Here is a 22,747-nt window from a genome sequence, read left to right as displayed (position 1 = left end):
TTCACAAAGTTGATGAACGACGCAAAACCTGTGGGAGCGGGCTTGCTCGCGAAGAACGATAACGCGGTCTAACTGGCCGCCATCCTTACTTTGCGAGCCCGCAACCCGGCAATCAACGAAGGCCCCAACGCCACCAACGCCGACCCCAGCACCACCAGCACCGCGCCGCCATACCCCAGGCCATTGATAGTCTCGGCATGCACATAGTCGGGCCACAACCACGCAGCCATGGCAACCGCAGCAAAAGTCACCAACGGCGTGATCGCCAGCGTCGCGCTGACCCGGGAGGCTTCCCAATGGGCCAGGGCCTCGGCAAACGCGCCATAGGCAATCAGGGTGTTGAGGCAGCACGCCAACAGCAACCAACCCTGCATGGGGTTCAATTGCAACGCTTCGAGCGGATGCACCCAAGGCGTCAACAACAATGCGCAAAACAGGTAGATCACCATCATCACCTGCAGCGAATTCCACACCGTCAGCAATTGCTTTTGCCCCAGGGCATAGAAGGTCCAGACCGTGGACGCCAGCAACACCAGCAACACGCCGGCGGTGTAGTCGGTCAGCGACGTGAGCAACTCACTCAAGCGCTGGTTGAAAAACAGCGCAAAGCCGATCAGCAGCACCAGCAAGCCAATCCCCTGCCCCAGGCTGAAACGCTCCTTGAACACAAACAGACTGGCGATCAGCAGCATGATCGGGCCCATCTGCACCACCAGTTGCGCGGTCCCGGGGCTGAGCAGGTCAAGGCCCATCAGATACAACACATAGTTACCGACCAGGCCGAGCACTGCCATCAGCACCAGCCAGCCACCGCGAGGGCCGAGCACTTTACGGCTGGGCAGGCGCCTGGTGGCCGCCAGGTAAATGAACAGGCAGCCGCCGGACACCATCAGACGAAACCAGGTCACCGTCACCGGGTCCATCACCAGCAATACCTGCTTGAGCTTGATCGGCAGGATTCCCCACAACAACGCGGTCAATAAGGCCAGGAACAGACCGTAACCCCAGCGACCCGATGAAATGTGCATGTGAACCCCAACGCCGACTGACAGGAGCCGTCATTCTAGGCCCGCAGCGGTGGCGTACACAGGGACAGTTTCGGACTGGCCGCGATTGAAACTGTGCGGGTCGCAATGTGAAAGACCGCGGCGCCTGCATTCGCGAGCAAGCCCGCTCCCACAGTTGACCGCGTACACCGTTCAATGTGGGAGCGGCGGTGCGACGATTCGACTTGCTCGCGAAAGCTATATGGCAGTCAACACAAAGTGCGGAGACCTAGCGCACTGCTTCAAACAACCCCGTAGCCCCCATCCCGCCACCCACGCACATGGTGACGATGCCGTAACGCAGATTGCGTCGCTGCAACTCACGAACCAGATGCCCGACCTGACGCGAGCCGGTCATGCCGAACGGGTGACCGATGGAAATCGAGCCGCCGTTGACGTTGTAGCGGGCGTTGTCGATTTCCAGACGGTTGCGGCTGTACAGGCACTGCGAGGCGAACGCTTCGTTGAGTTCCCACAGGTCGATGTCGTCAACCCGCAAGCCTTTGGCCTTGAGCAGTTTCGGTACCGAAAACACCGGGCCGATGCCCATTTCGTCCGGCGCGCAACCGGCCACGGTAAACCCGCGGAAGAATGCTTTCGGCTTGAGCCCCAGTTCCAGCGCTTTCGCCAGGCTCATCACCAGGGTCATGGACGCGCCGTCGGACAGCTGCGAAGAGTTGCCCGCCGTGACCGAGCCATCTTCGGCGAACACCGGATTCAATCCCGCCAGGCTTTCCAGGGTGGTGTCCGGGCGGTTGCAGTCATCACGGTCGACAATGCCGTCGAGGATCTTTGCCTGACCGGTAGCCTTGTCTTCGACGCGATACTTCACCGCCATCGGCACGATTTCGTCGGTGAACAATCCGGCGGCCTGAGCCTCTGCGGTACGTTGCTGGCTTTGCAGCGCGTAGAGGTCCTGCTCTTGGCGACTGACGTTGTACCGACGCGCGACGATTTCAGCAGTCTGGCCCATCGGGAAATAGATGCCCGGCACCTGCTCCTTGAGCAGTGGGTTGATCAGGTTGTCGGTGTTGACGCTCTTCATGGTCAGGCTGATGGACTCGACACCGCCGGCGACGATGATGTCGCTGCAACCCGAAGCGATCTGGTTGGCGGCAATGGCGATCGCCTGCAAGCCCGAGGAACAGAACCGGTTGAGGGTCATGCCGGCCGTGCCGATACCCAGGCGCGAGAGCACCGCGACGTTGCGACCGATATTGAAACCCTGGGCGCCCTCGTTGGAGCCCGCACCGACGATGCAGTCCTCGACACTTGCCGGATCGATACCGGTGCGCGCCAACAGTGCATCGACACAGTGTGCCGCCATGTCGTCCGGGCGGGTCATGTTGAATTTACCGCGAAAGGATTTGGCCAGGCCGGTCCGCACGCTATCGACGATCACCACTTCACGCATGGCATACCTCATTGTTGTTATCGGTTGAGAGTGGACCGAGCATAAGTCCAGCCCTTCACCGACCGCGACAATCATTCACCTCGCGTATGCGTAACCATCGCTTCAATCCTTGTCCTTACGTTTGCGTTCATGCCGGTCGGATTTTTCGAACGCTTCTTCCAATGCCCGGTTGATGGTGCGCAGCACCTTGACCCGTGCCCAGCGCTTGTCGTTGGCTTCCACCAGGGTCCATGGCGCAATCTCGGTGCTGGTACGGTCGACCATGTCGCCGACCGCCGCGCGATAGTCATCCCATTTTTCACGGTTGCGCCAGTCGTCTTCAGTGATCTTGAAGCGCTTGAAGGGAATCTTCTCGCGCTCTTCGAAGCGCTCCAGTTGCGTCTGTTTGTCGATGGACAGCCAGAACTTGACCACGATCACACTGGCGTCGGTGAGCTGTTCTTCGAAATCGTTGATTTCACCGTAGGCACGCAGCCAGTCCGCCGGGCTGCAAAAACCTTCGATGCGCTCCACCAACACCCGGCCATACCAGGAGCGGTCGAATACGGTGAACTTGCCCCGGGCCGGCAGGTGCCGCCAGAAACGCCACAGATACGGTTGCGCCCGTTCTTCTTCGGTGGGTGCGGCAATCGGTACGATGCTGTACTGACGTGGGTCCAGTGCCGCCGCTACCCGGCGGATCGCCCCGCCCTTGCCGGCCGCGTCGTTGCCCTCGAATACCGCCACCAGTGCGTGCCGGCGCATGCGTTTGTCACGCATCAGCCCGGAAAACCGCGCCTGCTCGGTGATCAGCTGTTCTTCGTAATCTTCCTTGTCCAGGTGCAGGGCCAGGTCCAGGCTGTCGAGCAAATTCACTTGATCGACACTGGGGAACACTGGCGCGGCGCTGACCTTTTCAGGATGGATCGTCGGCCGCTTCAATGCGCCGTGCAGGCCCGCCAGCAGAATCCGCCCCACGGCCAGGTTGCGATAATGGGCATCCGCCCCGGCGATCACATGCCAGGGTGCATAGTCGCGACTGGTGCGGCGCAAGACTCGCTCACCGTACTTCACGAAGCGGTCGTAGGTTTGCGACTGCTGCCAGTCCAGCGGGCTGATGCGCCAGCTGTGCAGCGGGTCGTCGGCCAATGCCTTGAGGCGCGCCTTCATTTGCTTCTTGGAGAGGTGGAACCAGAACTTGAATATCAGCGCACCTTCGTCACAGAGCATTTTTTCCAGGCGCTCGGCCCCGTTGATCGCCTGGTCGAGCCGCGGGTCCTTGAACTCGCCATGGACCCGTCCCTGCAGCATCTGGCTGTACCAGTTGCCGAAGAAAATCCCCATGCGGCCCTTGGCCGGAAGCATCCGCCAGTACCGCCAGGCCGGTGGCCGTGCCAGCTCTTCGTCGGTTTGCTGATCGAAGGTGCGGACCTCGATCAAGCGCGGGTCCATCCACTCGTTGAGTACCTTGATCGTCTCACCCTTGCCGGCACCTTCGATGCCATTGATCAAAATGATCACCGGGAAGCGGCGTTGCTGCTGCAATTCGAATTGCGCTTCGAGCAACGCTTCGCGCAGTGCCGGGATTTCGGCGTCGTAGGTTTCTTTATCGATGGCGTGATCGATTTCGGCGGATTCAAACATGAGCGGCTCCCTTCCAGATGTGAGCAAGACTAGCGGATTGAACTGAAGGCCAGCAGAGATTCTCCCGGTCTCGGCCAATGCATACCTTGCCACGGATCAAGCACCACGCCGTCGATCGGCTAGAATGGCGGCCTTGCCGTTGCCGAGCCTGCCATGAAACCTGTATTGCCCCACGCCCAGCTCGACTGGGACGACCAAGGTCGCCCGTATTCGCGAGTGTTCGACGATGTGTACTTCTCCGATAAGTCGGGGCTGGACGAAACCCGCTATGTCTTTATTGAGCAGAACCGTCTGGCGGAACGCTTTGCGGCCTTGCCCGATGGCGGGCGGCTGGTCATCGGGGAAACCGGGTTCGGCACCGGGCTGAATTTCTTGTGCGCCTGGCAGGTATTCGAGCAACACGCCGCGGCCGGTGCGCGGCTGCATTTTGTCAGCGTCGAGAAGTACCCGTTGAGCCACGACGACTTGCAACGGGCCCTGGCGCTGTGGCCGGAACTCAAGGTGTTTGCCGATCAACTGCTTGAGCAATACGTGGCCATCCATCAGGGCTTTCAGCGCCTGACGCTGGACCACGGCCGCGTGACCCTGACGCTGCTGATCGGCGATGCACTGGAGCAACTGCCGCAACTCGATGCCCGAATCGACGCCTGGTTCCTCGACGGTTTCGCTCCGGCGAAGAACCCCGACATGTGGACCGCCGAACTGTTTGCCGAACTGGCTCGCCTGGCCGCCGCCGGTGCATCCATCAGCACCTTCACCAGCACCGGCTGGGTGCGGCGCCTACTCAACGCCGCCGGTTTCAAGATGAAACGCACCCCCGGCATCGGCCATAAATGGGAAATTCTGCGCGGCGAGTTCCTCGGCTGGCCCCAGGACGTGCCCGCCCCGGCGCCCGACAAACCCTGGTTTGCCCGACCGGCACCGCCGAGCGACGAACGCCGGGCGCTGGTAATCGGCGCAGGGCTGGCCGGTTGTGCCAGTGCCGCCAGCCTCGCCGCGCGGGGCTGGCAGGTGACTTTGCTGGAGCGCCACGACGCCATCGCCCAGGAAGCCTCGGGCAACCCGCAGGGCGTGCTCTACCTGAAGTTATCCGCCCACGGCACGGCGCTGTCGCAAATGATCGTCAGCGGGTTCGGCTACACCCGACGCCTGCTCGAACACTTGCAACGGGGCCGCGACTGGGACGATTGCGGCGTGTTGCAACTGGCCTTCAATGCCAAGGAAGCCGAACGTCAGGCGCAATTGGCCGCGGCGTTTCCAGCGGACCTGCTGCACCTGCTGGATCAACCCGAGGCACAGGCCGTGGCCGGTATCGGGCTGGCACAGGGAGGGCTGTTCTATCCCGAAGGTGGCTGGGTCCACCCACCGGCGCTGTGCCAGTGGCAGGCTGCACATCCACAGATTCAACTGCTCACCCACCACGATGCGCTGCAACTGCGCAAGATTGAGGGCCAGTGGCAAGCCTGGGACGGCGAACGCTTGCTCGCCGACGCACCTGTGGTGGTGCTCGCCGGTGCGGCTGAAATCCAGCGTTTCCCCGAGAGCGCCGAGTTGCCGCTCAAGCGCATTCGCGGGCAAATCACCCGCCTGGCGCAGACGCCGCAAAGCCAGGCCCTGAGCACCGTGGTGTGCGCCGAAGGCTATGTCGCCCCTGCCCGTTTGGGCGAACACACCCTGGGGGCCAGTTTCGATTTCAAGAGCGATGACCTGACGCCGACCACGGCAGAACACCTGGGTAACATGGCCATGCTCGAAGAGATTTCCCACGATCTGGTGGAGCGTTTACAGGCCGATAAACTTGCGCCTGAAAGTCTCCGGGGGCGCGCTGCATTTCGCTGCACCAGCCCCGACTACCTGCCGATCGTCGGCCCGTTGGCCGACACCCAGGCGTTCACTCAGGCGTATGCGGCACTGGGCAAGGACGCCCGGCAGGTGCCGGATGTCGAATGCCCATGGCTTGACGGTTTGTACATCAACAGCGGTCACGGCTCGCGCGGCCTGATCACCGCGCCGCTGTCCGGAGAACTGCTGGCAGCCTGGCTGGACAACGAACCCCTGCCGTTGCCCAGAAGCGTGGCCGAAGCCTGTCATCCCAATCGGTTTGCCTTGCGGCGTCTTATCCGGGGCAAGTAGTCGATACGGCAGCCGAAGTCGCCCTCACGGGGGGACTCGGCCGTGGTCTGTCGCGCATATAACTCATTGATCTAAAACTCCCCTTACCGAGGAGGGTCACTTTCTGAGTACCCGCTGTTTCGGCGCGGTATCGATCGACCCTCCCCAACGGAAAAACCGGTAAGGAATTTATGTGCGGATTAGCTGGCGAGTTACGTTTTGATCATCAACCTGCAGACCTTGCAGCCATTGAACGAATCACCCATCACCTGGCCCCTCGCGGCCCCGACGCCTGGGGTTTTCATAGCCAGGGACCGATTGCCCTGGGCCACCGGCGCCTGAAAATCATGGACCTGTCGGACGGCTCGGCGCAGCCGATGATAGATCCGCAATTGGGCTTGTCCCTGGCCTTCAACGGGGCGATCTACAACTTTCCGGAGCTGCGCGCGGAACTTGAAAGCCTGGGTTACGCCTTCTATTCCGGTGGCGACACCGAAGTGTTGCTCAAGGGCTATCACGCCTGGGGCGAGGCCTTGCTACCGAAACTCAATGGCATGTTTGCCTTTGCCATCTGGGAGCGCGATGCCCAACGCCTGTTCATCGCCCGCGACCGTCTCGGCGTGAAACCGCTGTACCTGTCGCGCACCGGCCAGCGCCTGCGCTTCGCCTCGGCGCTGCCGGCATTGCTCAAGGGCGGCGACATCAACCCGATCCTCGATCCCGTGGCGCTCAACCACTACCTGAATTTCCACGCTGTGGTCCCGGCACCGCGCACCTTGCTGGCGGGCATTGAAAAACTGCCGCCGGCCACCTGGATGCGCATCGAAGCCAATGGCCGCACCGAGCAGAAAACCTGGTGGACCCTGCCCTATGGCCCTCACCCCGATGAGACGGATCTGACCCTCGAAGACTGGCGCGACCGTGTGCTCGACAGTACCCGCGAAGCAGTCGCCATCCGCCAACGCGCGGCAGTGGATGTCGGCGTGCTGCTATCGGGCGGTGTCGATTCAAGCCTGCTGGTGGGCCTGTTGCGGGAAGTCGGTGTGGACAATCTGTCGACCTTCTCCATCGGCTTTCAGGATGCTGGCGGCGAGCGTGGGGACGAGTTCCAGTATTCGGACCTGATTGCCCGGCACTACGACACGCAGCACCATCAACTGCGCATCGACGAAAAGGAAATCATCGAACAACTGCCCGCCGCGTTCCGCGCCATGAGCGAGCCGATGGTCAGCCATGACTGCATCGCCTTCTACCTGTTGTCCCGGGAAGTGGCCAAACACTGCAAGGTGGTACAAAGCGGCCAGGGCGCCGATGAACTGTTCGCCGGTTACCACTGGTATCCGCAAGTGGATGGCGCGAGTGATCCGTATGCCGCGTACCGCGAGGCGTTTTTCGACCGCAGTTACGACGACTACGCCGCCACCGTGCAACCGAAATGGCTGACCGCCAATGACGCCGCCGGTGACTTCGTCAAAGCCCATTTCGCCCTGCCTGGTGCCGATGCGGCGGTGGACAAGGCCTTGCGTCTGGACAGCACGGTGATGCTGGTGGACGACCCGGTCAAGCGGGTCGACAACATGACCATGGCCTGGGGCCTGGAAGCGCGCACGCCGTTTCTCGACTACCGCCTGGTGGAGCTGTCGGCACGGATTCCGGGGCGTTTCAAACTGCCGGACGGCGGCAAGCACGTCTTGAAAGAAGCGGCGCGACAAGTGATTCCCAGCGAAGTGATCGACCGCAAGAAAGGTTACTTCCCGGTGCCGGGCCTCAAGCATTTGCAAGGCGATACGCTGGAGTGGGTGCGCGAGCTGCTGCTCGATCCCGGACAGGATCGCGGCCTGTTCAACCCCGCGATGCTCGACCGTCTACTGACTGATCCGCAGGGGCAATTGACACCATTGCGCGGCTCGAAGCTGTGGCAACTGGCGGCCCTCAACCTGTGGCTCAGCGAACAAGGAATCTGACCGATGAAACCTCACGCCACGGCTTTCAGCCAACGCCTGTTGCGCGGCCAGTCACCTTCCTACGAACGCTTGCAGGCACGCCTGGCCGAGGATGGCAGTGAACTCGGCGGGGCGCCGATTGCCGTGCATTGCGGCTGGGGACGCTTGCTGATCGGCCACACCTTTGCCGATGCCGCGAGCCTCGCCGGCGAATTGCTCAACGAGCAGCCCGGCGAGCGAGACATTGCCCTGTACGTCGCCGCGCCCCAGCAAGTGCTGGGACTGGAGCCGACGCAGCTGTTCCTCGACCCGTCCGATACCTTGCGCCTGTGGTTCAGCGACTACCGTCAGGCGACCCGGGTGTTTCGTGGTTTTCGTATTCGACGCGCGCAAAGCGATGCCGACTGGCAGGCGATCAACCAGCTGTATCAGGCCCGCGGCATGCTGCCGATCGACGCCACCCTGCTGACGCCGCGTCATCTGGGCGGCCCGGTGTACTGGCTTGCCGAAGATGAGGACAGCGGCGCGGTCATCGGCAGCGTCATGGGCCTCAATCATGAAAAGGCCTTCAACGATCCGGAACACGGCAGCAGCCTGTGGTGCCTGGCGGTCGACCCGCATTGTGCGCGGCCGGGTGTCGGTGAAGTGCTGGTGCGGCATTTGATCGAACACTTCATGAGCCGCGGGCTCGCCTGCCTCGACCTGTCGGTGCTGCACGACAACCGCCAGGCGAAAAGCCTTTACGCCAAGCTCGGTTTTCGCAACCTGACGACCTTCGCCATCAAGCGCAAGAACGGCATCAATCAACCGCTGTTTCTCGGTCCCGGCCCGGAAGCCGCATTCAACCCTTACGCGCGGATCATTGTCGAGGAAGCACACCGTCGCGGCATCGATGTACACGTCGATGACGCCGACGCCGGGATGTTCACCCTCAGCCATGGCGGGCGCCGGGTACGCTGTCGCGAATCCCTGAGTGACCTGACCAGCGCCGTCAGCATGACCCTGTGCCAGGACAAAAGCCTGACCCACAAAGTGCTCAAGGCAGCCGGCTTGAACCTGCCGGCGCAGCAACTGGCGGGTAACGCCGATGACAACCTGGCGTTCCTCGATGAACACCAGCGCGTGGTGGTCAAGCCACTCGATGGTGAACAGGGCCAAGGGGTGGCGGTGGATTTGCGCACCATAGAGGAGGTGCAGCAGGCAATGGAAGCCGCTCGCCACTTCGACAGCCGCGTGCTGCTGGAAAGTTTCCACGAAGGCCTGGACCTGCGCATTGTGGTGATCGGTTTTGAAGTGGTCGCCGCCGCCATTCGCCGGCCGGCCGAAGTGGTGGGCGACGGCCAGCACTCCATCGGTGCATTGATCGAAGCCCAGAGCCGGCGACGACAAGCAGCCACGGGCGGCGAAAGCAAGATCCCGCAGGACCAGGAAACCCAACGCACCTTGCGTGCCGCCGGATACGACTACAGCAGCATTCTGCCGGCCGGTGAGCACCTGTTCGTACGGCGCACGGCGAATCTTCATACCGGCGGCGTGCTTGAAGACGTCACGGAGATCCTGCACCCGACGCTGGTTGACGCCGCCGTGCGGGCCGCGCGGGCGCTGGACATTCCCATGGTCGGCCTCGACCTGATGGTATCCGCCGCTGACCAGCCGGACTATGTGTTTATCGAAGCCAACGAACGGGCCGGGCTGGCCAATCACGAACCGCAACCCACGGCGGAGCGGTTTGTGGATTTGCTGTTTCCGCACAGTCAGCCGGTGGTGCCTTAGTTCTGTGGTGTCTGGACTGGCCCTTTCGCGAGCAAGCCCGCTCCCACTTTTGATCGCATTTCCCTGTGGGAGCGGGCTTGCTCGCGAAGGCGTCCTGAAAGGCGCCTCAACTCATCAGGAGTTTCCATGACCAGTAAAATCCCCGAACCGGACCTCGTCTACCTGCAAAAAGTCCTGCTGGAAATGCTCGCCATTCCCAGCCCCACCGGGTTCACCGACACCATCGTGCGCTACGTCGCCGAACGCCTTGAAGAACTGGGCATTCCCTTCGAGCTGACCCGTCGCGGCACCATCCGCGCCACGCTCAAGGGCAAGAAAAACAGCCCCGACCGCGCCGTTTCCGCCCACCTGGACACCATCGGCGCGGCGGTGCGCGCAGTGAAGGACAACGGCCGCCTGACCCTCGCGCCTGTCGGCTGCTGGTCCAGCCGCTTTGCCGAGGGTAGCCGGGTCAGCCTGTTTACCGACAATGGCGTGATCCGCGGCAGCGTCTTGCCACTGATGGCTTCCGGGCACGCATTCAATACCGCCGTGGATGAGATGCCGATCAGTTGGGATCACATCGAGTTGCGCCTGGACGCCTACTGCGCCACCCGTGCCGACTGCGAGTCGCTGGGCATCAGCGTCGGCGATTTCGTCGCCTTCGACCCATTGCCGGAGTTCACCGAAAGCGGCCACATCAGCGCCCGTCACCTCGACGACAAGGCTGGGGTGGCCGCGCTGCTGGCGGCGCTCAAGGCCATCGTCGACAGTGGCCAAGAGCTGATGATCGACTGCCATCCGTTGTTCACCATCACCGAGGAAACCGGCAGCGGTGCCGCGGCGGCGTTGCCCTGGGACGTCAGTGAATTCGTCGGCATCGACATCGCACCAGTCGCGCCTGGCCAACACTCCAGCGAGCACGCGGTGAGCATCGCGATGCAGGATTCTGGCGGGCCCTATGACTATCACCTGTCGCGCCACCTCCTGCGCCTGGCCAGCGACAACGAGTTGCCGGCACGCCGGGACCTGTTTCGCTACTACTTCAGCGACGCCCATTCGGCGGTGACCGCCGGCCACGACATTCGCACCGCCCTGCTCGCCTTCGGCTGCGACGCCACCCATGGTTACGAGCGCACCCACATCGACAGCCTCGCCGCCCTGAGCCGCCTGCTCGGTGCGTACATCCTCAGCCCACCCGTGTTTGCCAGCGATGCACAGCCGGCCAAGGGCTCACTGGACCGCTTCAGCCATCAGCTCGAACATGACACACAGATGGAAAGCGATACGCGGGTGCCGTCGGTGGACAGCCTGGTGGGGCAGCGGTCGGAGAACTGAGTTGAAACACTGAGATATTCGGTGCCTGGTCTGACGCCTTCGCGAGCAAGCCCGCTCCCACATTATTCGACCGCATTCTCCTGGAGTAACTCGGTCAACTGTGGGAGCGGGCTTGCTCGCGAAGGCGTCAGAGCAGACAACACATCAGCCCAAGGCTAGCCGCAACAGCCCATTCGCCGTAGCATCGCGCCATTGATCCAACCGAGGTGCCTATGCTGATCCCCCACGACCAACTTGAAGTCGACACCCTCACCCGCCTGATCGAGGATTTCGTGACCCGCGACGGCACGGACAATGGTGACGACACCCCCCTGGAAACCCGCGTACTACGCGTGCGCCAGGCGCTGACCAAGGGCCAGGCACTGATTGTCTTCGACCCGGAAAGCGAGCAATGCCAACTGATGCTCAAGCACGACGTGCCCAAGCACCTGTTTGACTGAAGCCTTCAGCGCGCCTTGGTTTTTTCCAGTTTGTTCTGGATCCGTTGGTAGATTTCGCAGCGGTACACACTGACGTCCTGCGGTGCTTCGACGCCAAAGCGTATGTTGTTTCCGTTGATCGCTAATACGCGCACGGTAATGTTGTCACCGATGGAAATGGTTTCGCCCACAACGCGAGTGAGTACGAGCATGAGGAGTGTCCTTCAGGGGTTTCTGGCCCTTGAAGATGCCCGGCCCGCCGTACGCCTACAATGCTCCGACAGCAATCCAGACCGGACTGACAGCCATGACGCACCACGCTTACAGAAAGGTCTGACAGACCGACTGATTGTAGGACCGATCTGTCAGGACGCGGAGAATCGCGGCCCGAACAGGATGATGCTCGCGCCGATCACACACAGCGCCACGCCGAGCCAGTCCGAACCCAGCGGACGAATCCGCTCGACCACGGCCAACCAGCCGATTGAGGCAATGATGTAGATGCCACCGTAAGCGGCGTAGGCGCGGCCGGCGTAGGTGGCTTCGATCCGGGTCAGCAGCAGGGCGAACAGGGTCAGGCTCAGGAGCGCCGGCACCACCCACCACATGCTTTTACCCTGGCGCAGCCACATCCAGAAGGCAAAGCAACCGGCAATTTCGAACAGCGCGGCGAGAAAAAACCACAGGTAATTGAGCATGCAAGCGTCTCGCGAGGATGGCCGATGGCGGCCACCCTAACCACAGCGTCGCCTGCGGGCAAGATCAGCTTGCGGATTGCCTGGCCTTGGCGCGCATTTTGTCAGCCATGACGGTCATTTCGTTGTAGAGCAATTGCGGGTTCTTCTGCTTGATCGCCCAGGCCATGCGTCCCTGTTCGTGGGGCAGGATCATGAACTCGCCGGCGGCGACCTGCCGGTAGATGTAATCGGCAATGTCGGCAGCGCTGATCGGCGAGCTTTCCAGCAACTTGCCAACCTGGGCTTTCATGGCCGGGGTCGGACCACGGAAGGAGTCCAGCAGGTTGGTCTGGAAGAACGACGGGCACACCACATGCACGCCGACTTCCTGATGCGCCAGCTCGATCAGCAGGCTTTCGGACAACGCCACCACGCCCGCCTTGGCCACGTTGTAGTTGCTCATCGCCGGGCCTTGCATCAGCGCGGCCATGGACGCGATGTTGATGATCTTGCCTTTGCTTTTTTCCAGCAGTGGCAGGAACGCCTTGCAGCCCTTGACCACGCCCATCAGGTTGATCGCGATCTGCCAGTCCCAGTCCTCCAGGGACAACTCACTGAAGAACCCGCCAGAGGCTACACCCGCGTTATTGACGATGACATCGATGCCACCGAGCTTGACCTCGCAAGCCTGGGCGAACGCCGTCAACTGGCTGTAATCGCGTACGTCGCAGCGCTGGATAAAACCGTCGCCACCCGCTTCGCGGACCAGCTTCAAGGTTTCCTGCAAGCCGGGCTCGCTGACGTCCGACAAGGCCAGTTGCCAGCCTTCACGCGCCCAGCGCAGCGCGATTTCGCGACCCAGGCCAGAGCCTGCACCAGTGATCATCATGCGATTTTGCATAGCAGACAGCCTTGTTGTTCTCGGAAGATGCATCGAGTGTAGCGAAGGAAACTGCCCGACCCACGCTCCATCAGATTGCTGAATAGCCCGAGCAAACCGCGAGAGCGCCTGTAGCAACCAAGGCAACCACAACAGAAATAAGAGCCCGTCCGAAATACTTCAAAAAAACCTGGAATTTTCCTGCAAGCGCAAGAGTCGGAGTTTTAAGCAGCCCGAATTTACTTCATTCCCGCTGACCTCGATTGGCATGGTCAATCCACTGCATTTTCGACAAGGAAATAGATATGGGCACAATACTGATCATTATTCTGATCCTGTTACTGATCGGTGGTTTACCGGTCTTCCCGCACTCCAGAAGTTGGGGTTACGGCCCGTCTGGAATACTCGGCGTCGTATTGGTGGTGCTGTTGATCCTGCTCTTGCTCGGCCGAATATAAATATCCGACCGGCAAAAAAAAGAGGCCCTTGAGGGGCCTCTTTTCTATTGCGTCACAACTTAGTCCGGCTTGCCATCAACAACACCGGCGGTGTTGTCCAGCAGGCTCTTGGTCGCTGTTTGCAGGAACGCTTCGAGTTTGAGTTTCAAGTCCGCGGTACGCGGCGCATCGGCAATGACTTCGGCGCGAGGGTTGGCACCCAATTCATACTGATACAACTTCGGCGCCATGTCCTTGTCCTTCGGCAAGACCAGAATCTGGTCTGCGGTAAGGATGGCCGTGGTCTGCTCGCTGCCCGACGGCTTGATCACACCAATACCCGCGTCGCCTTGCGGCAGGTTGAGCAGGTCGCGTCCCCAGCACTGATGGCGAACTTCGCCACCGATGCGGCCCATGATGGTCGGCACGATGTCGATCTGAGTGCCCACGGTGTGGTCACGCTGGCCGAATTTTTCCTGGATGCCCGGCGCGATCATCAGCATTGGCACGTTGAAGCGGCCCAGGTCCATTTCGGTGATCTGCTGTTCGTTACCAAAACCATGGTCACCGACGACGACAAACAGGGTTTCCTTGAAGTACGGCTCCTTGCGGGCCTTTTCAAAGAACTGGCCCAGCGCCCAGTCCGAGTAACGCATGGCGGTCAGGTGTTCGTTCAGGTTGCCACGATCGGTCACGCGTTCGACCGGCAATGGCGTCGGCAAGGCGTAAGGCGTGTGGTTGGACAGGGTTTGCAGCAAGGCATAGAACGGCTTGCCGTTTTCCCGTGCCTTGAGCTCGACCAGGCCACGGTCGAACATGTCCTGGTCGGACACGCCCCAGGTCGGATCAGAGAACACCGGATTCACGAAATCGTTACGGCCGATGAAGTTGATCATGCCCTGGTTGCTGAAGAAACCCGACTGGTTGTCCCAGGCGAAATCGCCGTTGTAGACATACACGTCGTCAAAGTCACGGGCGCTGAGCAACTGCGGCAAACCGGACAGCTTATGGCTGCCTTCCGGGGTCTGCATCAGGTATTCGAAACCCGGCAGGTTCGGGAAGCAGGCCATGGTGGCGAACATGCCCTGGTGGGTATGGGTGCCGTTGGAGAAGAAGCGGTCGAACAGCAAGCCTTCCTTCGACAGCTTGTCGAGGTACGGCGTGATGTTGCCCGGCCCACCCAATGCACCCACCGAGTGACCGGCCATGCTTTCCATCAGGATCACGACGACGTTCTTGATCGGCAGGGTCTTGTCGGCTGGCGGGGTGTAATCGCGACGTACCGCCGCGGTGTCGGCATCCACCAGTTTCTCGGCCGGTAGCACCAGCATGTCACGCACCACTTGCTGGGCTTGTGGCTGTGGCAGGGTCGCCTTCCAGATATTGTCGCGATCTGCGGACATCCGGCTCTTGGCTGCGGCTACCAGCGACAGCGTGCCGTTGAGGCCCAACTGGTTGGCGAAATTCGAGTCGGTGGTATAGACGTCACCCCAACGCAACGGCGGGCCCTGGCGCAGGGTGCCACGGGCGGCGACCACGCAAACCAGCAGGCACACCACGAATACCGCGATACGCGCGTACCACGGCGCAACCTGGCGTGTGCCGATGCTGCCGCCACTGAACGGGCCACGAGGACGGGTCGCACGGTCGGCGCCCTTGAATGCCAGGCTCAGGATCCAGGTACCCACGGCCCAGGCCAGCAGGTAACGGACCACCGGGAAACCGTACCAGAGCATGCTCATCACGGTTTTCGGATCTTCCTTGACGTACTGGAAGACCAGGCCGTTGAGGCGCTGGTGGAACTCACGATAGAAGTCCATCTCCATCAGGCCCAGGAACAGCGCAATGCTGGAGACCACCGTCAGCCACAGACGGAACAGCCCGCGTGCCGCCATGGCCCGGGCGCTGAACAGTGCCAGCAGCAGCGGAATGCTGAGATAGACCACCAGACGCAGGTCGAAACGCAGACCGTTGGCGAATGCCTCGAGGAAGGTCGAGGCCGGTGTGTCGAGGATCATCGAGCGGTTGTAAGCCAGCAGCGCGACGCGCAGCAGGCTGAACATGACCATCATGACCAGGGCACACAACAACGTGTAGGCCAGATGCGATTTGACGGTCGGTTGCAGCAGGCGACTAGAAGCTCGCTGCTGATTCAGGGCGTCCGGGATTGCCATGTCGTTTTAGGACCCATTGGAAGTTGAAGTTTCAAAAATACAGCTGCGCCCTGCCCTCTTTTTGGCCAGTACCAGGCCCCGGGGATTGCGCGGTGCGCAAATGTTGCACGATCAACGGCAGCATTGCCATTGATTACTGTCCGCAATGTTGGCGCGGGCGAATTGTCTTGGACACTTTGTGAAAATTTCGTGCAACGCATATCCGGAAACACAATAAACCCCAGGCAAAACACGCTCTTTGTAGCAGCTGGCGAAGCCTGCGTTCGGCTGCGCAGCAGTCGTAAGATCAGCAGGCGCGGTTCTTCAGGAAGACCGGGGGGGGGGTCCGGGTTTTACGACTGCTGCGCAGCCGAACGCAGGCTTCGCCAGCTGCTACAAGCCGCGTGATGGCTTGACTGAGCGGCATTTTCCCTATTGCGCAAAGAAAAACGCCCCGAACAAGTCGGGGCGTTATCAAAAGAGCGACACGGTTACTTCTCGGCGCGTTCCTTGAGGGCTTTCAAGGTATTGAACGGGGCATCCACCACGAACTTGTTGGCTACCATCGACGGCACGCTGCCGCCCGGCTCGGTGTGCACCTGATAGGTCACTTCGATCTGGTCGCCCTTGGGTACGAACTTCCAGAAACCGTCGACCTTGGCGACCCGGACGAAGCCTTTTTCTTCAGGAATGTATTTCGGTACGCCTTCGAGCTTGCGGGTCAGGCTGCCATCGGCGCCCTCGATAGTGGTGACGTGCAAAACCGAATCACGGGGAGTAACCGGCCACGGGGTGTTGAACTGAGTGTAGGTCCAGCTCTGGTCACCTTCGTGCTTGAGCAGCTTCTGGGTTTTGCACTCGTGAATCCAGGCGCAGGCGCCAGGCACGTCTTCCTGCAACGCACGCAGCTTGGCCATGGTGGTCTTCATCAGCGTGACGCCCTGGTAGGCCTTGTAGTCGGAGCCGGCCACTTCACTCAGGGAGATCTTGATGCCGTCTTCGTCTTTCTTGACTTTCCAGTCTTCGGCCTGGGCCGTCGAGGTAGCCAGCACAACCGTCAAACCACACAGCACAGCCATACGATGCAGCGAACCCATAGTCTTATTCCTTATTGTTGAAGTTCCGTTCGTTGGGCTTGCACCTGCGATCACCTTCAGTTCTTTCGCAGGTGATCGCAGGTGCGAGCCCACCCATCACGCCGCCGTCATTTGCTCCCACCAGCCAATCAACCGGATGGCTTCTTCGCTGCTGCTTCCGCACACCTCGGGGTCGGCCTCGAAGGCAGAACACACCGCTGGCCGTTCCGGCTGGCCGAAAATACCGCACAGGTTATCGGAGGAAAGTTGCAGGCAACGTTGCCCCGCGGCCTTGCCATTGGGCATACCGGGAATCGGCGAACTGATGGAAGGGGCAATGCAACAAGCGCCACAGCCCTCACGGCATTTCATGACGACAAGCTCCTCGCGACGAGCAATGTGTTAATGGACGGGGCACAGAGTACCCGCTAAAACAGTTGTTTTAAATTACCTGCGAGCGGGTTTTTCAATGCAAACGTGCATGACCGGCCAGTCTCCGACAATGCGTCTGGCCTGCGGCGCGCGGTTCCTGACGGGGTTACTGCTTGAACTCGAAATCCAGTGCCGCGCCTTCGACCTCGTGACGCACTTCATTTCGCAGTTGCAGCTGCATTTCATTGCTGATCAGGCGGCCGTTGAGTTGGAAATCGCTGCTGCCGCTTTTGTCACCGAACATCTGGGGTAACAACGGTTCGCGCCTGACCAACGGCACCGTTCCGACCGGTTTGAGTTCCTGAACCATATCCTTGGGCAAGCTCAGATCCAGCCTGGCAGATGGAAGCTCGGTCTTTACCACCTCGCTGGCCGGTTTCGATTTTGCGGCAATGGGTGGACGCTTTTTCACGGGGGCAGCCTGCTTACCGGCCACCGGTTTTTTTTTCGCAGGTGCGGCTTCTATCGGTGCGACGTGGAAACTGCCGGTAGTCTGTTCCTGCTCGGTGGCAGCCACGGCGGATGCCGGCTGAATACTCGCAAACAGGCAGAGCAAAAGCCAGGCGGCAGGAAAAGTCGGTTTCATGGATCCAACGGTGGGTGCAAACGGCAGAGGTGCCTATGCTCGCCTGTTGCAGCCCACAAGACAAGCGCAGTCGCAGCCTGTTACAAACCCCCAGCCATCTCCTGGCAGAGTTGGGTGGCCAGCATGCCCAGGGTCATCAATGCGCGCTCGGCTTCACGGTTCCACGGGATGCCGCAGTTGAGCCGGATGCAGTGATTGAATTGCTCGGTATTACTGAAGATCAGCCCCGGCGCGATACTGATGCCCTGCTGCAATGCACGCACGTGCAACTCTTGCGTGTTGACCCGCCCCGGCAGACTGACCCACAGAATGAAGCCGCCGGTAGGCCGGGTCATCTGCGTGCCTTCCGGGAAATACTGCTGCACGGCCAGCTGGAAGGCACTGAGGTTTTTCCGATACTCCTGACGGATGAAGCGCAAATGCCGGTCGTACCCGCCATTTTCCAGGTAAGCGGCAATGCCCATCTGGGTCACGCTGCACGCGGAATGCGTGCTGAAGGTCTGCAAGCGCTGGATTTCCTGCTGATACTTGCCGGCAATCATCCAGCCGATCCGCACGCCGGGCGACAGGGTCTTGGAGAAGCTCGAACAATAGATCACCCGGTCCAACCGATCGTAGGCCTTGAGGGACTTGGTGCGCCCCTGCTCGAACATCAGCTCACCGTAGATATCGTCTTCGACAATCTGGATATCGAAGTCCGACGCCAGACGCAGCAATTGTTTCTGCCGTTCTTCCGGCATGGTGCCGCCCAATGGATTGCTCAGTCGGGTGGTCAGCACCAAAGCCTTGATCGACCATTGATTGGCCGCCAGCTGCAGGGCTTCCAGGCTCATGCCCGTGGCCGGATCGCTGGGGATCTCGATGACCTTGAGGCCCAACAGGTCGGCCAGTTGCAGCAAGCCGTAATAGGTCGGAGACTCGGCCGCGATCAGATCGCCCGGACGGGTCAGCACACGCAAGGACATCTGCAGCGCATCGACGCAACCGTGGGTGATCACCACTTCTGACGGATCGACCACCACGCCGGCATCGCGCATACGGATCGCCACCTGTCGGCGCAACGGCTCGAAACCGGGGCTGAACATGTAGCTGAAGGCCCGCGGACTATGGAAACGGGTGACCTTGGCCAACTGCTGATGCAGTGCCCGCACCGGCAAATAGTCGACACTCGGCACCGCAGCGCCCAGCGGGAAGACACCTTCACGACGGGATTCGACCAGGACTTGCTGAATGATGCTGCTGCGGGTGACCAGGCCGGGGCGCTCGACCCGGGCGATGTCCGGCGTCGGTGCGGTGAGTGCCGGCGTCTGGTGCACGTAGTAACCCGACTGCGGCCGGGCGCGGATTAGCCCCTGATCCTCGAGATTGGCATACGCCTGCAACACCGTCGCATGGCTGACATTGAGCTGCGAGCTCATCTTGCGCACCGAAGGCACGCGCTCTCCCGGCTGATAGACCCCACGGCGGATGTCTTCGGCCAGTTGTTGAGCAATACGTTGATAGAGCAAAAGATTGGTCATGACGCAGCACTCGATTTCACGGGCATTTTATTCTTGTGTGAAACAATACCGGAACAGTTTAGAAGTGTACGGGGACAGTTGCCACAATAGTCGACCGTACAGTGCAGTGTCAGCAAAATCTGTACTGTTTTGTGCGGTAATCGGCAGGCGTAAAAAAACCCGGCGCTGCATGGCAGGCCGGGCTTTCCAGCGACGCAACCCTTAGCGGGCAGCGCCGAGCTGGCCCTTTTCGTCGGAAAACACAATTTCCACCCGACGATTCTGCGCACGGCCCCGTTCCGACGCATTCGCGTCCACAGGATACTCGTCGCCATAACCCTCGACCTGGATGCGCTTGTCGTCGATACCCAGGTCCATCAGCACGTCAGCCACCGATTGCGCACGGTCGCGGGACAGCTTGAGATTTTCCTGCTTGCCCCCGGTACTGTCCGTATAACCTTCGATCCGCACCACCCGCTTGGGGTTGAGTTGCAGGAACTGCACGATCTTCAACACCACACGGTTGGCCGACGGCTTCAATTCCGCTTCGCCGGTGTCGAACAGCATGTCGCCCAATGTCATCACCAGGCCACGGTCGGTCTGGCTGGTGGTCAATGCCAGGATCTGCTCCTCGAGCCATTTGCCTTGCTGCTGCACGCTGAACAGTTTGGATTCACGCAGTGCCAGTTGCAGACGCTGCCGTTCCAGTTCGAGTTTCGCCGCTTGCTCTTCGTTGAGCACCTGATTGGTGTGCTCCCGGGCAATGGCGCTGTAACGCTGGCTCAGGTAGGCGTAATGCACCACGTCCGAACCGCTGCCCCAATAGCTGGACAGGCGATCGGCACGGGCCAGGGATTCACCGGCGCGAATTACGTCCTTGGGGGCGATTCGCAGCACATTGGAGTCTTCCTTGACCTTCTGAAAGTCGGCACCGGCCTGCTGCAATGCAGTCTCGCTGTGCTGGCTGGCGCAGCCAAAGAGGCTCGCGCAGCCTGCCAGGATCAAACCGCCGAGGGCTTTGCTCTTGAGACTCATTGGGCATCTCCCAGTTGCTTGCGCAGGCGGGCGATGCGGGTGTTGAGCACGTTCAACTGCTCCTCGCTCTTGACCGTCAACACCTTGGCTTCAGCCAGGCGCGCATCGAGTTCGGCCTGCTCGGCCCGCATGCGTGCGTTTTTGAAGGATTGATCGGTCATGTTGCCCTTGGCGCGGTTGAACTTGTCTTCAGCCAGTTTCATTTCCGGCACATCGTCGGCCGTGGCGCCCACGGCCTTGGCCTGTTCGAGTGCCTGTTCGGTCAGACGAATCTGTTCATTCGGCGCAGGATCGGTTGCACAACCCGCCAGGGCGGCAAAGGCCACGGCAGCGAAAAGAGGTCGAATACTCACTGAAAATCCTTACTGTTTTGGGGTACTGACGGGTTGTTGCGGGGGGATTGGCTGTGGTTGTGAGCGTTGTGCTTTCCAGCGCTCGATATTGCGCATCAGCACGGCCTCCGTCAGTCCGGACGCAGGCAATTCTGTCATCTTTTTGGCCAACTGTCCGCGCAACCACGGATCGTTGCAGGCCGAGTCATGGGAAATCGCCAGGTACAGGCCAGGCTTGTCGACCGGTTGCGAACGTGCGACCAGGTCAGCGGCCATGCCCAGTGTCTGTGCAGTCGCCATGCCCGAGTAACGCCCTGCGAGTACAAACTCGACCTCGCCCAACAGCAGTTTCTGAAAGGCCTGGGTCAGGTTGGACGTGTGCGTGAGGGTCAGTTGCTGTCCGGCAAAGGTGCTGAATTGCGCGGTCAATCGGGCCTTTTCCGACACGGCACCGGGATGGCCGTGCAGGTCCTGTGCTTCGTTGTAGACCAGGGTCGAGTCCTTGCGAGTCCAGACCAGATAGTCGTTTTCCAGCAAGGGTGGATGGATGTAGTCCAGGGTTTCCAGTTCGCTGACGGTCAACGTCGCGTCCGCCAGCATGTCCATGCGCCCGCTGCGCACTTCGTCCAGGGCCTGGGCGCGTTTGCCGGCATAAAGCAGTTCGACCTTGAGCCCCAGCTCCCCCGCCACCTGTTGCAACAAATCGGCACTGGCACCGATCAGGTATTTGGGATTCTGCGGGTCTTGCCACAGGTATGGCGGCGCGTCCGGGCTGCCGGTGACCACCAGGCGCTCGCATTTACCTGCGGCGACAGACAGTGCCGGCAATAGCGTCAATCCCAGCAAGCTCCACACAAGGCGCAGATCCATGGCTTCACACTCCACTCATACCCAGTTATGCCCCTTGTAGGAGCGAGCTTGCTCGCGATGGACGTTAACGATGACGCGTTCATTCTGGAAAAACGCGGCGCATTGAAGTCCATCGCGAGCAAGCTCGCTCCTACAGAAAAGCAAAAAAAAGCCCGACCAAAAGGCCGGGCTCTTTATAAGTGAAGTAGCCGGATTAGACCAGCTTCTCCAGCTCAGGGATGGCTTCGAAGAGGTCCGCCACCAGGCCGTAATCGGCCACCTGGAAGATCGGCGCTTCTTCGTCCTTGTTGATCGCAACGATCACTTTGGAGTCTTTCATGCCGGCCAGGTGCTGGATCGCGCCGGAGATACCGACGGCGATGTACAGCTGTGGAGCAACGATCTTGCCGGTCTGACCGACCTGCATGTCGTTGGGTACGAAACCTGCGTCGACCGCGGCGCGCGATGCACCGACGGCAGCGCCCAGCTTGTCGGCCAGGGCGTACAGGTGTTTGAAGTTGTCGCCGTTCTGCATGCCGCGGCCGCCGGAAACGACGATCTTGGCAGCGGTCAGTTCCGGACGATCGGACTTGGCCAGTTCTTCGCCGACGAAGCTGGAGATGCCAGCGTCGTGAGCAGCGCCAACGGCTTCAACGGCAGCCGAACCACCAACAGCTGCAACCGGGTCGAAACCGGTGGCACGTACGGTGATCACTTTGACTGCAGCGTTCGATTGCACGGTAGCGATGGCGTTACCGGCGTAGATCGGACGCTTGAAGGTGTCAGCGCTTTCTACCGAGATGATCTCGGAGATCTGGTCAACGTCCAGTGCAGCGGCAACGCGCGGCAGGATGTTTTTGCCGTTGGAAGTGGCTGCAGCCAGGATGTGGCTGTAGCCCTTGCCGAGTTCGACGACCAGAGGAGCAACGTTTTCCGGCAACTGATGCGCGTAAGCGGCGTTGTCAGCGTTCAGGACTTTGCTGACGCCAGCGATTTTCGCAGCGGCTTGCGCCACGGCGCCAGCGCCCTGGCCAGCGACCAGCACGTGGATGTCGCCGCCGATTTTGGCAGCGGCAGCCACGGTGTTCAGCGTGGCCGGGGCCAGCACTTTATTGTCGTGTTCAGCGATTACCAAGATAGTCAT

General features: G+C 60.8%; 21 protein-coding genes. 6 read left to right on the top strand and 15 right to left on the bottom strand.

The annotated features are described in order from the left end of the window. Positions 1-68: 68 nt before the first annotated feature. The 3 genes from AC07W4_RS24055 to pap all read right to left on the bottom strand — a co-directional run bounded on the left by AC07W4_RS24055 (position 69) and on the right by pap (position 4,083). Positions 69-1,028: a DMT family transporter gene (locus AC07W4_RS24055; protein ID WP_495034248.1), complete on the bottom strand. Its 960-nt coding sequence runs from the start codon at positions 1,026-1,028 to the stop codon at positions 69-71. Positions 1,029-1,275: 247 nt separating this feature from the next. Beyond that, a complete protein-coding gene (locus AC07W4_RS24050; RefSeq protein WP_495034247.1) occupies positions 1,276-2,460 on the bottom strand; it encodes a thiolase family protein in 1,185 nt (394 codons plus the stop codon). 102 nt (positions 2,461-2,562) lie between these two features. After that, positions 2,563-4,083: a polyphosphate:AMP phosphotransferase gene (gene pap / locus AC07W4_RS24045; protein ID WP_495034246.1), complete on the bottom strand. Its 1,521-nt coding sequence runs from the start codon at positions 4,081-4,083 to the stop codon at positions 2,563-2,565. Between the two features lie 153 nt (positions 4,084-4,236). Between pap and mnmC the strand changes: the two genes are divergently transcribed. The 5 genes from mnmC (at position 4,237) to AC07W4_RS24020 (ending at position 11,668) form a co-directional block, all read left to right on the top strand. Beyond that, complete coding sequence (mnmC, locus tag AC07W4_RS24040) at positions 4,237-6,216, top strand: bifunctional tRNA (5-methylaminomethyl-2-thiouridine)(34)-methyltransferase MnmC2/FAD-dependent 5-carboxymethylaminomethyl-2-thiouridine(34) oxidoreductase MnmC1 (RefSeq protein ID WP_495034245.1); 1,980 nt, start codon at positions 4,237-4,239, stop codon at positions 6,214-6,216. Positions 6,217-6,386: 170 nt separating this feature from the next. Continuing rightward, complete coding sequence (locus tag AC07W4_RS24035) at positions 6,387-8,159, top strand: N-acetylglutaminylglutamine amidotransferase (protein ID WP_495034244.1); 1,773 nt, start codon at positions 6,387-6,389, stop codon at positions 8,157-8,159. A 3-nt stretch (positions 8,160-8,162) separates the two neighbouring features. Next, a complete protein-coding gene (gene ngg, locus AC07W4_RS24030) occupies positions 8,163-9,911 on the top strand; it encodes an N-acetylglutaminylglutamine synthetase (protein WP_495034243.1) in 1,749 nt (582 codons plus the stop codon). Positions 9,912-10,037: 126 nt separating this feature from the next. Beyond that, entirely contained in the window at positions 10,038-11,228 is a 1,191-nt protein-coding gene (locus tag AC07W4_RS24025; protein WP_495034242.1) for an osmoprotectant NAGGN system M42 family peptidase, read from the top strand. A 212-nt stretch (positions 11,229-11,440) separates the two neighbouring features. Then, entirely contained in the window at positions 11,441-11,668 is a 228-nt protein-coding gene (locus AC07W4_RS24020) for a YheU family protein (RefSeq protein WP_003199186.1), read from the top strand. Positions 11,669-11,673: 5 nt separating this feature from the next. On the opposite strand, the gene csrA is transcribed toward AC07W4_RS24020, so the two are convergent. The 3 genes from csrA to AC07W4_RS24005 form a co-directional block, all read right to left on the bottom strand. Further along, entirely contained in the window at positions 11,674-11,859 is a 186-nt protein-coding gene (csrA, locus tag AC07W4_RS24015; RefSeq protein WP_008048966.1) for a carbon storage regulator CsrA, read from the bottom strand. Positions 11,860-12,012: 153 nt separating this feature from the next. Next, complete coding sequence (locus tag AC07W4_RS24010) at positions 12,013-12,345, bottom strand: YnfA family protein (protein WP_008004345.1); 333 nt, start codon at positions 12,343-12,345, stop codon at positions 12,013-12,015. A 64-nt stretch (positions 12,346-12,409) separates the two neighbouring features. Continuing rightward, on the bottom strand, positions 12,410-13,225 hold the full coding sequence (locus AC07W4_RS24005; RefSeq protein WP_495025950.1) for an SDR family oxidoreductase: 816 nt from the start codon (positions 13,223-13,225) through the stop codon (positions 12,410-12,412). A gap of 278 nt (positions 13,226-13,503) precedes the next feature. Between AC07W4_RS24005 and AC07W4_RS24000 the strand changes: the two genes are divergently transcribed. Then, the gene (locus AC07W4_RS24000) at positions 13,504-13,662 is read left to right on the top strand and encodes a DUF3309 family protein (protein ID WP_177318803.1); all 159 of its coding nucleotides are present in this window, start codon (positions 13,504-13,506) and stop codon (positions 13,660-13,662) included. Positions 13,663-13,721: 59 nt separating this feature from the next. Here AC07W4_RS24000 and AC07W4_RS23995 read toward each other — a convergent pair whose 3' ends face one another. The 9 genes from AC07W4_RS23995 to AC07W4_RS23955 all read right to left on the bottom strand — a co-directional run bounded on the left by AC07W4_RS23995 (position 13,722) and on the right by AC07W4_RS23955 (position 22,747). After that, on the bottom strand, positions 13,722-15,815 hold the full coding sequence (locus AC07W4_RS23995) for an LTA synthase family protein (protein WP_495034241.1): 2,094 nt from the start codon (positions 15,813-15,815) through the stop codon (positions 13,722-13,724). Between the two features lie 470 nt (positions 15,816-16,285). Beyond that, complete coding sequence (locus tag AC07W4_RS23990; protein ID WP_008050362.1) at positions 16,286-16,891, bottom strand: START domain-containing protein; 606 nt, start codon at positions 16,889-16,891, stop codon at positions 16,286-16,288. A 96-nt stretch (positions 16,892-16,987) separates the two neighbouring features. Next, positions 16,988-17,242 (bottom strand): YkgJ family cysteine cluster protein, encoded by a 255-nt coding sequence (locus AC07W4_RS23985; protein ID WP_008050363.1) that lies wholly within the window; start codon positions 17,240-17,242, stop codon positions 16,988-16,990. A gap of 166 nt (positions 17,243-17,408) precedes the next feature. Further along, positions 17,409-17,888 (bottom strand): translation initiation factor 2, encoded by a 480-nt coding sequence (locus AC07W4_RS23980; RefSeq protein ID WP_495034240.1) that lies wholly within the window; start codon positions 17,886-17,888, stop codon positions 17,409-17,411. Between the two features lie 80 nt (positions 17,889-17,968). Next, complete coding sequence (locus AC07W4_RS23975) at positions 17,969-19,408, bottom strand: aminotransferase-like domain-containing protein (protein ID WP_008050371.1); 1,440 nt, start codon at positions 19,406-19,408, stop codon at positions 17,969-17,971. Between the two features lie 201 nt (positions 19,409-19,609). After that, a complete protein-coding gene (locus tag AC07W4_RS23970; protein WP_489270986.1) occupies positions 19,610-20,422 on the bottom strand; it encodes an OmpA family protein in 813 nt (270 codons plus the stop codon). Further along, on the bottom strand, positions 20,419-20,775 hold the full coding sequence (locus AC07W4_RS23965) for a DUF4398 domain-containing protein (protein WP_495034239.1): 357 nt from the start codon (positions 20,773-20,775) through the stop codon (positions 20,419-20,421). The genes AC07W4_RS23970 and AC07W4_RS23965 overlap by 4 nt, the downstream gene beginning before the upstream one ends. Positions 20,776-20,784: 9 nt before the next feature. Continuing rightward, positions 20,785-21,624, bottom strand: coding sequence for a substrate-binding periplasmic protein (locus tag AC07W4_RS23960; protein WP_495034238.1), 840 nt, complete (start codon positions 21,622-21,624; stop codon positions 20,785-20,787). A 193-nt stretch (positions 21,625-21,817) separates the two neighbouring features. Further along, entirely contained in the window at positions 21,818-22,747 is a 930-nt protein-coding gene (locus AC07W4_RS23955) for an electron transfer flavoprotein subunit alpha/FixB family protein (RefSeq protein WP_495034237.1), read from the bottom strand.

This window comes from Pseudomonas sp. GW821-FHT02A08, from assembly GCF_059422045.1.
This window is presented reverse-complemented; position numbering and strand designations above follow the sequence as displayed.

Bases quoted from the DNA above. Each gene is read 5' to 3' on its own strand.
- pap (WP_495034246.1), bottom strand. From the start codon at position 4,083: ATGTTTGAATCCGCCGAAATCGATCACGCCATCGATAAAGAAACCTAC.
- AC07W4_RS24025 (WP_495034242.1), top strand. From the start codon at position 10,038: ATGACCAGTAAAATCCCCGAACCGGACCTCGTCTACCTGCAAAAAGTC.
- csrA (WP_008048966.1), bottom strand. From the start codon at position 11,859: ATGCTCGTACTCACTCGCGTTGTGGGCGAAACCATTTCCATCGGTGAC.
- AC07W4_RS24020 (WP_003199186.1), top strand. From the start codon at position 11,441: ATGCTGATCCCCCACGACCAACTTGAAGTCGACACCCTCACCCGCCTG.
- AC07W4_RS23990 (WP_008050362.1), bottom strand. From the start codon at position 16,891: ATGGGTTCGCTGCATCGTATGGCTGTGCTGTGTGGTTTGACGGTTGTG.
- AC07W4_RS24035 (WP_495034244.1), top strand. From the start codon at position 6,387: ATGTGCGGATTAGCTGGCGAGTTACGTTTTGATCATCAACCTGCAGAC.
- AC07W4_RS24055 (WP_495034248.1), bottom strand. From the start codon at position 1,028: ATGCACATTTCATCGGGTCGCTGGGGTTACGGTCTGTTCCTGGCCTTA.
- ngg (WP_495034243.1), top strand. From the start codon at position 8,163: ATGAAACCTCACGCCACGGCTTTCAGCCAACGCCTGTTGCGCGGCCAG.
- AC07W4_RS24010 (WP_008004345.1), bottom strand. From the start codon at position 12,345: ATGCTCAATTACCTGTGGTTTTTTCTCGCCGCGCTGTTCGAAATTGCC.
- AC07W4_RS24005 (WP_495025950.1), bottom strand. From the start codon at position 13,225: ATGCAAAATCGCATGATGATCACTGGTGCAGGCTCTGGCCTGGGTCGC.
- AC07W4_RS23980 (WP_495034240.1), bottom strand. From the start codon at position 17,888: ATGAAACCGACTTTTCCTGCCGCCTGGCTTTTGCTCTGCCTGTTTGCG.
- AC07W4_RS23960 (WP_495034238.1), bottom strand. From the start codon at position 21,624: ATGGATCTGCGCCTTGTGTGGAGCTTGCTGGGATTGACGCTATTGCCG.
- AC07W4_RS23955 (WP_495034237.1), bottom strand. From the start codon at position 22,747: ATGACTATCTTGGTAATCGCTGAACACGACAATAAAGTGCTGGCCCCG.
- AC07W4_RS23975 (WP_008050371.1), bottom strand. From the start codon at position 19,408: ATGACCAATCTTTTGCTCTATCAACGTATTGCTCAACAACTGGCCGAA.
- mnmC (WP_495034245.1), top strand. From the start codon at position 4,237: ATGAAACCTGTATTGCCCCACGCCCAGCTCGACTGGGACGACCAAGGT.
- AC07W4_RS23995 (WP_495034241.1), bottom strand. From the start codon at position 15,815: ATGGCAATCCCGGACGCCCTGAATCAGCAGCGAGCTTCTAGTCGCCTG.
- AC07W4_RS24050 (WP_495034247.1), bottom strand. From the start codon at position 2,460: ATGCGTGAAGTGGTGATCGTCGATAGCGTGCGGACCGGCCTGGCCAAA.
- AC07W4_RS23985 (WP_008050363.1), bottom strand. From the start codon at position 17,242: ATGAAATGCCGTGAGGGCTGTGGCGCTTGTTGCATTGCCCCTTCCATC.
- AC07W4_RS23970 (WP_489270986.1), bottom strand. From the start codon at position 20,422: ATGAGTCTCAAGAGCAAAGCCCTCGGCGGTTTGATCCTGGCAGGCTGC.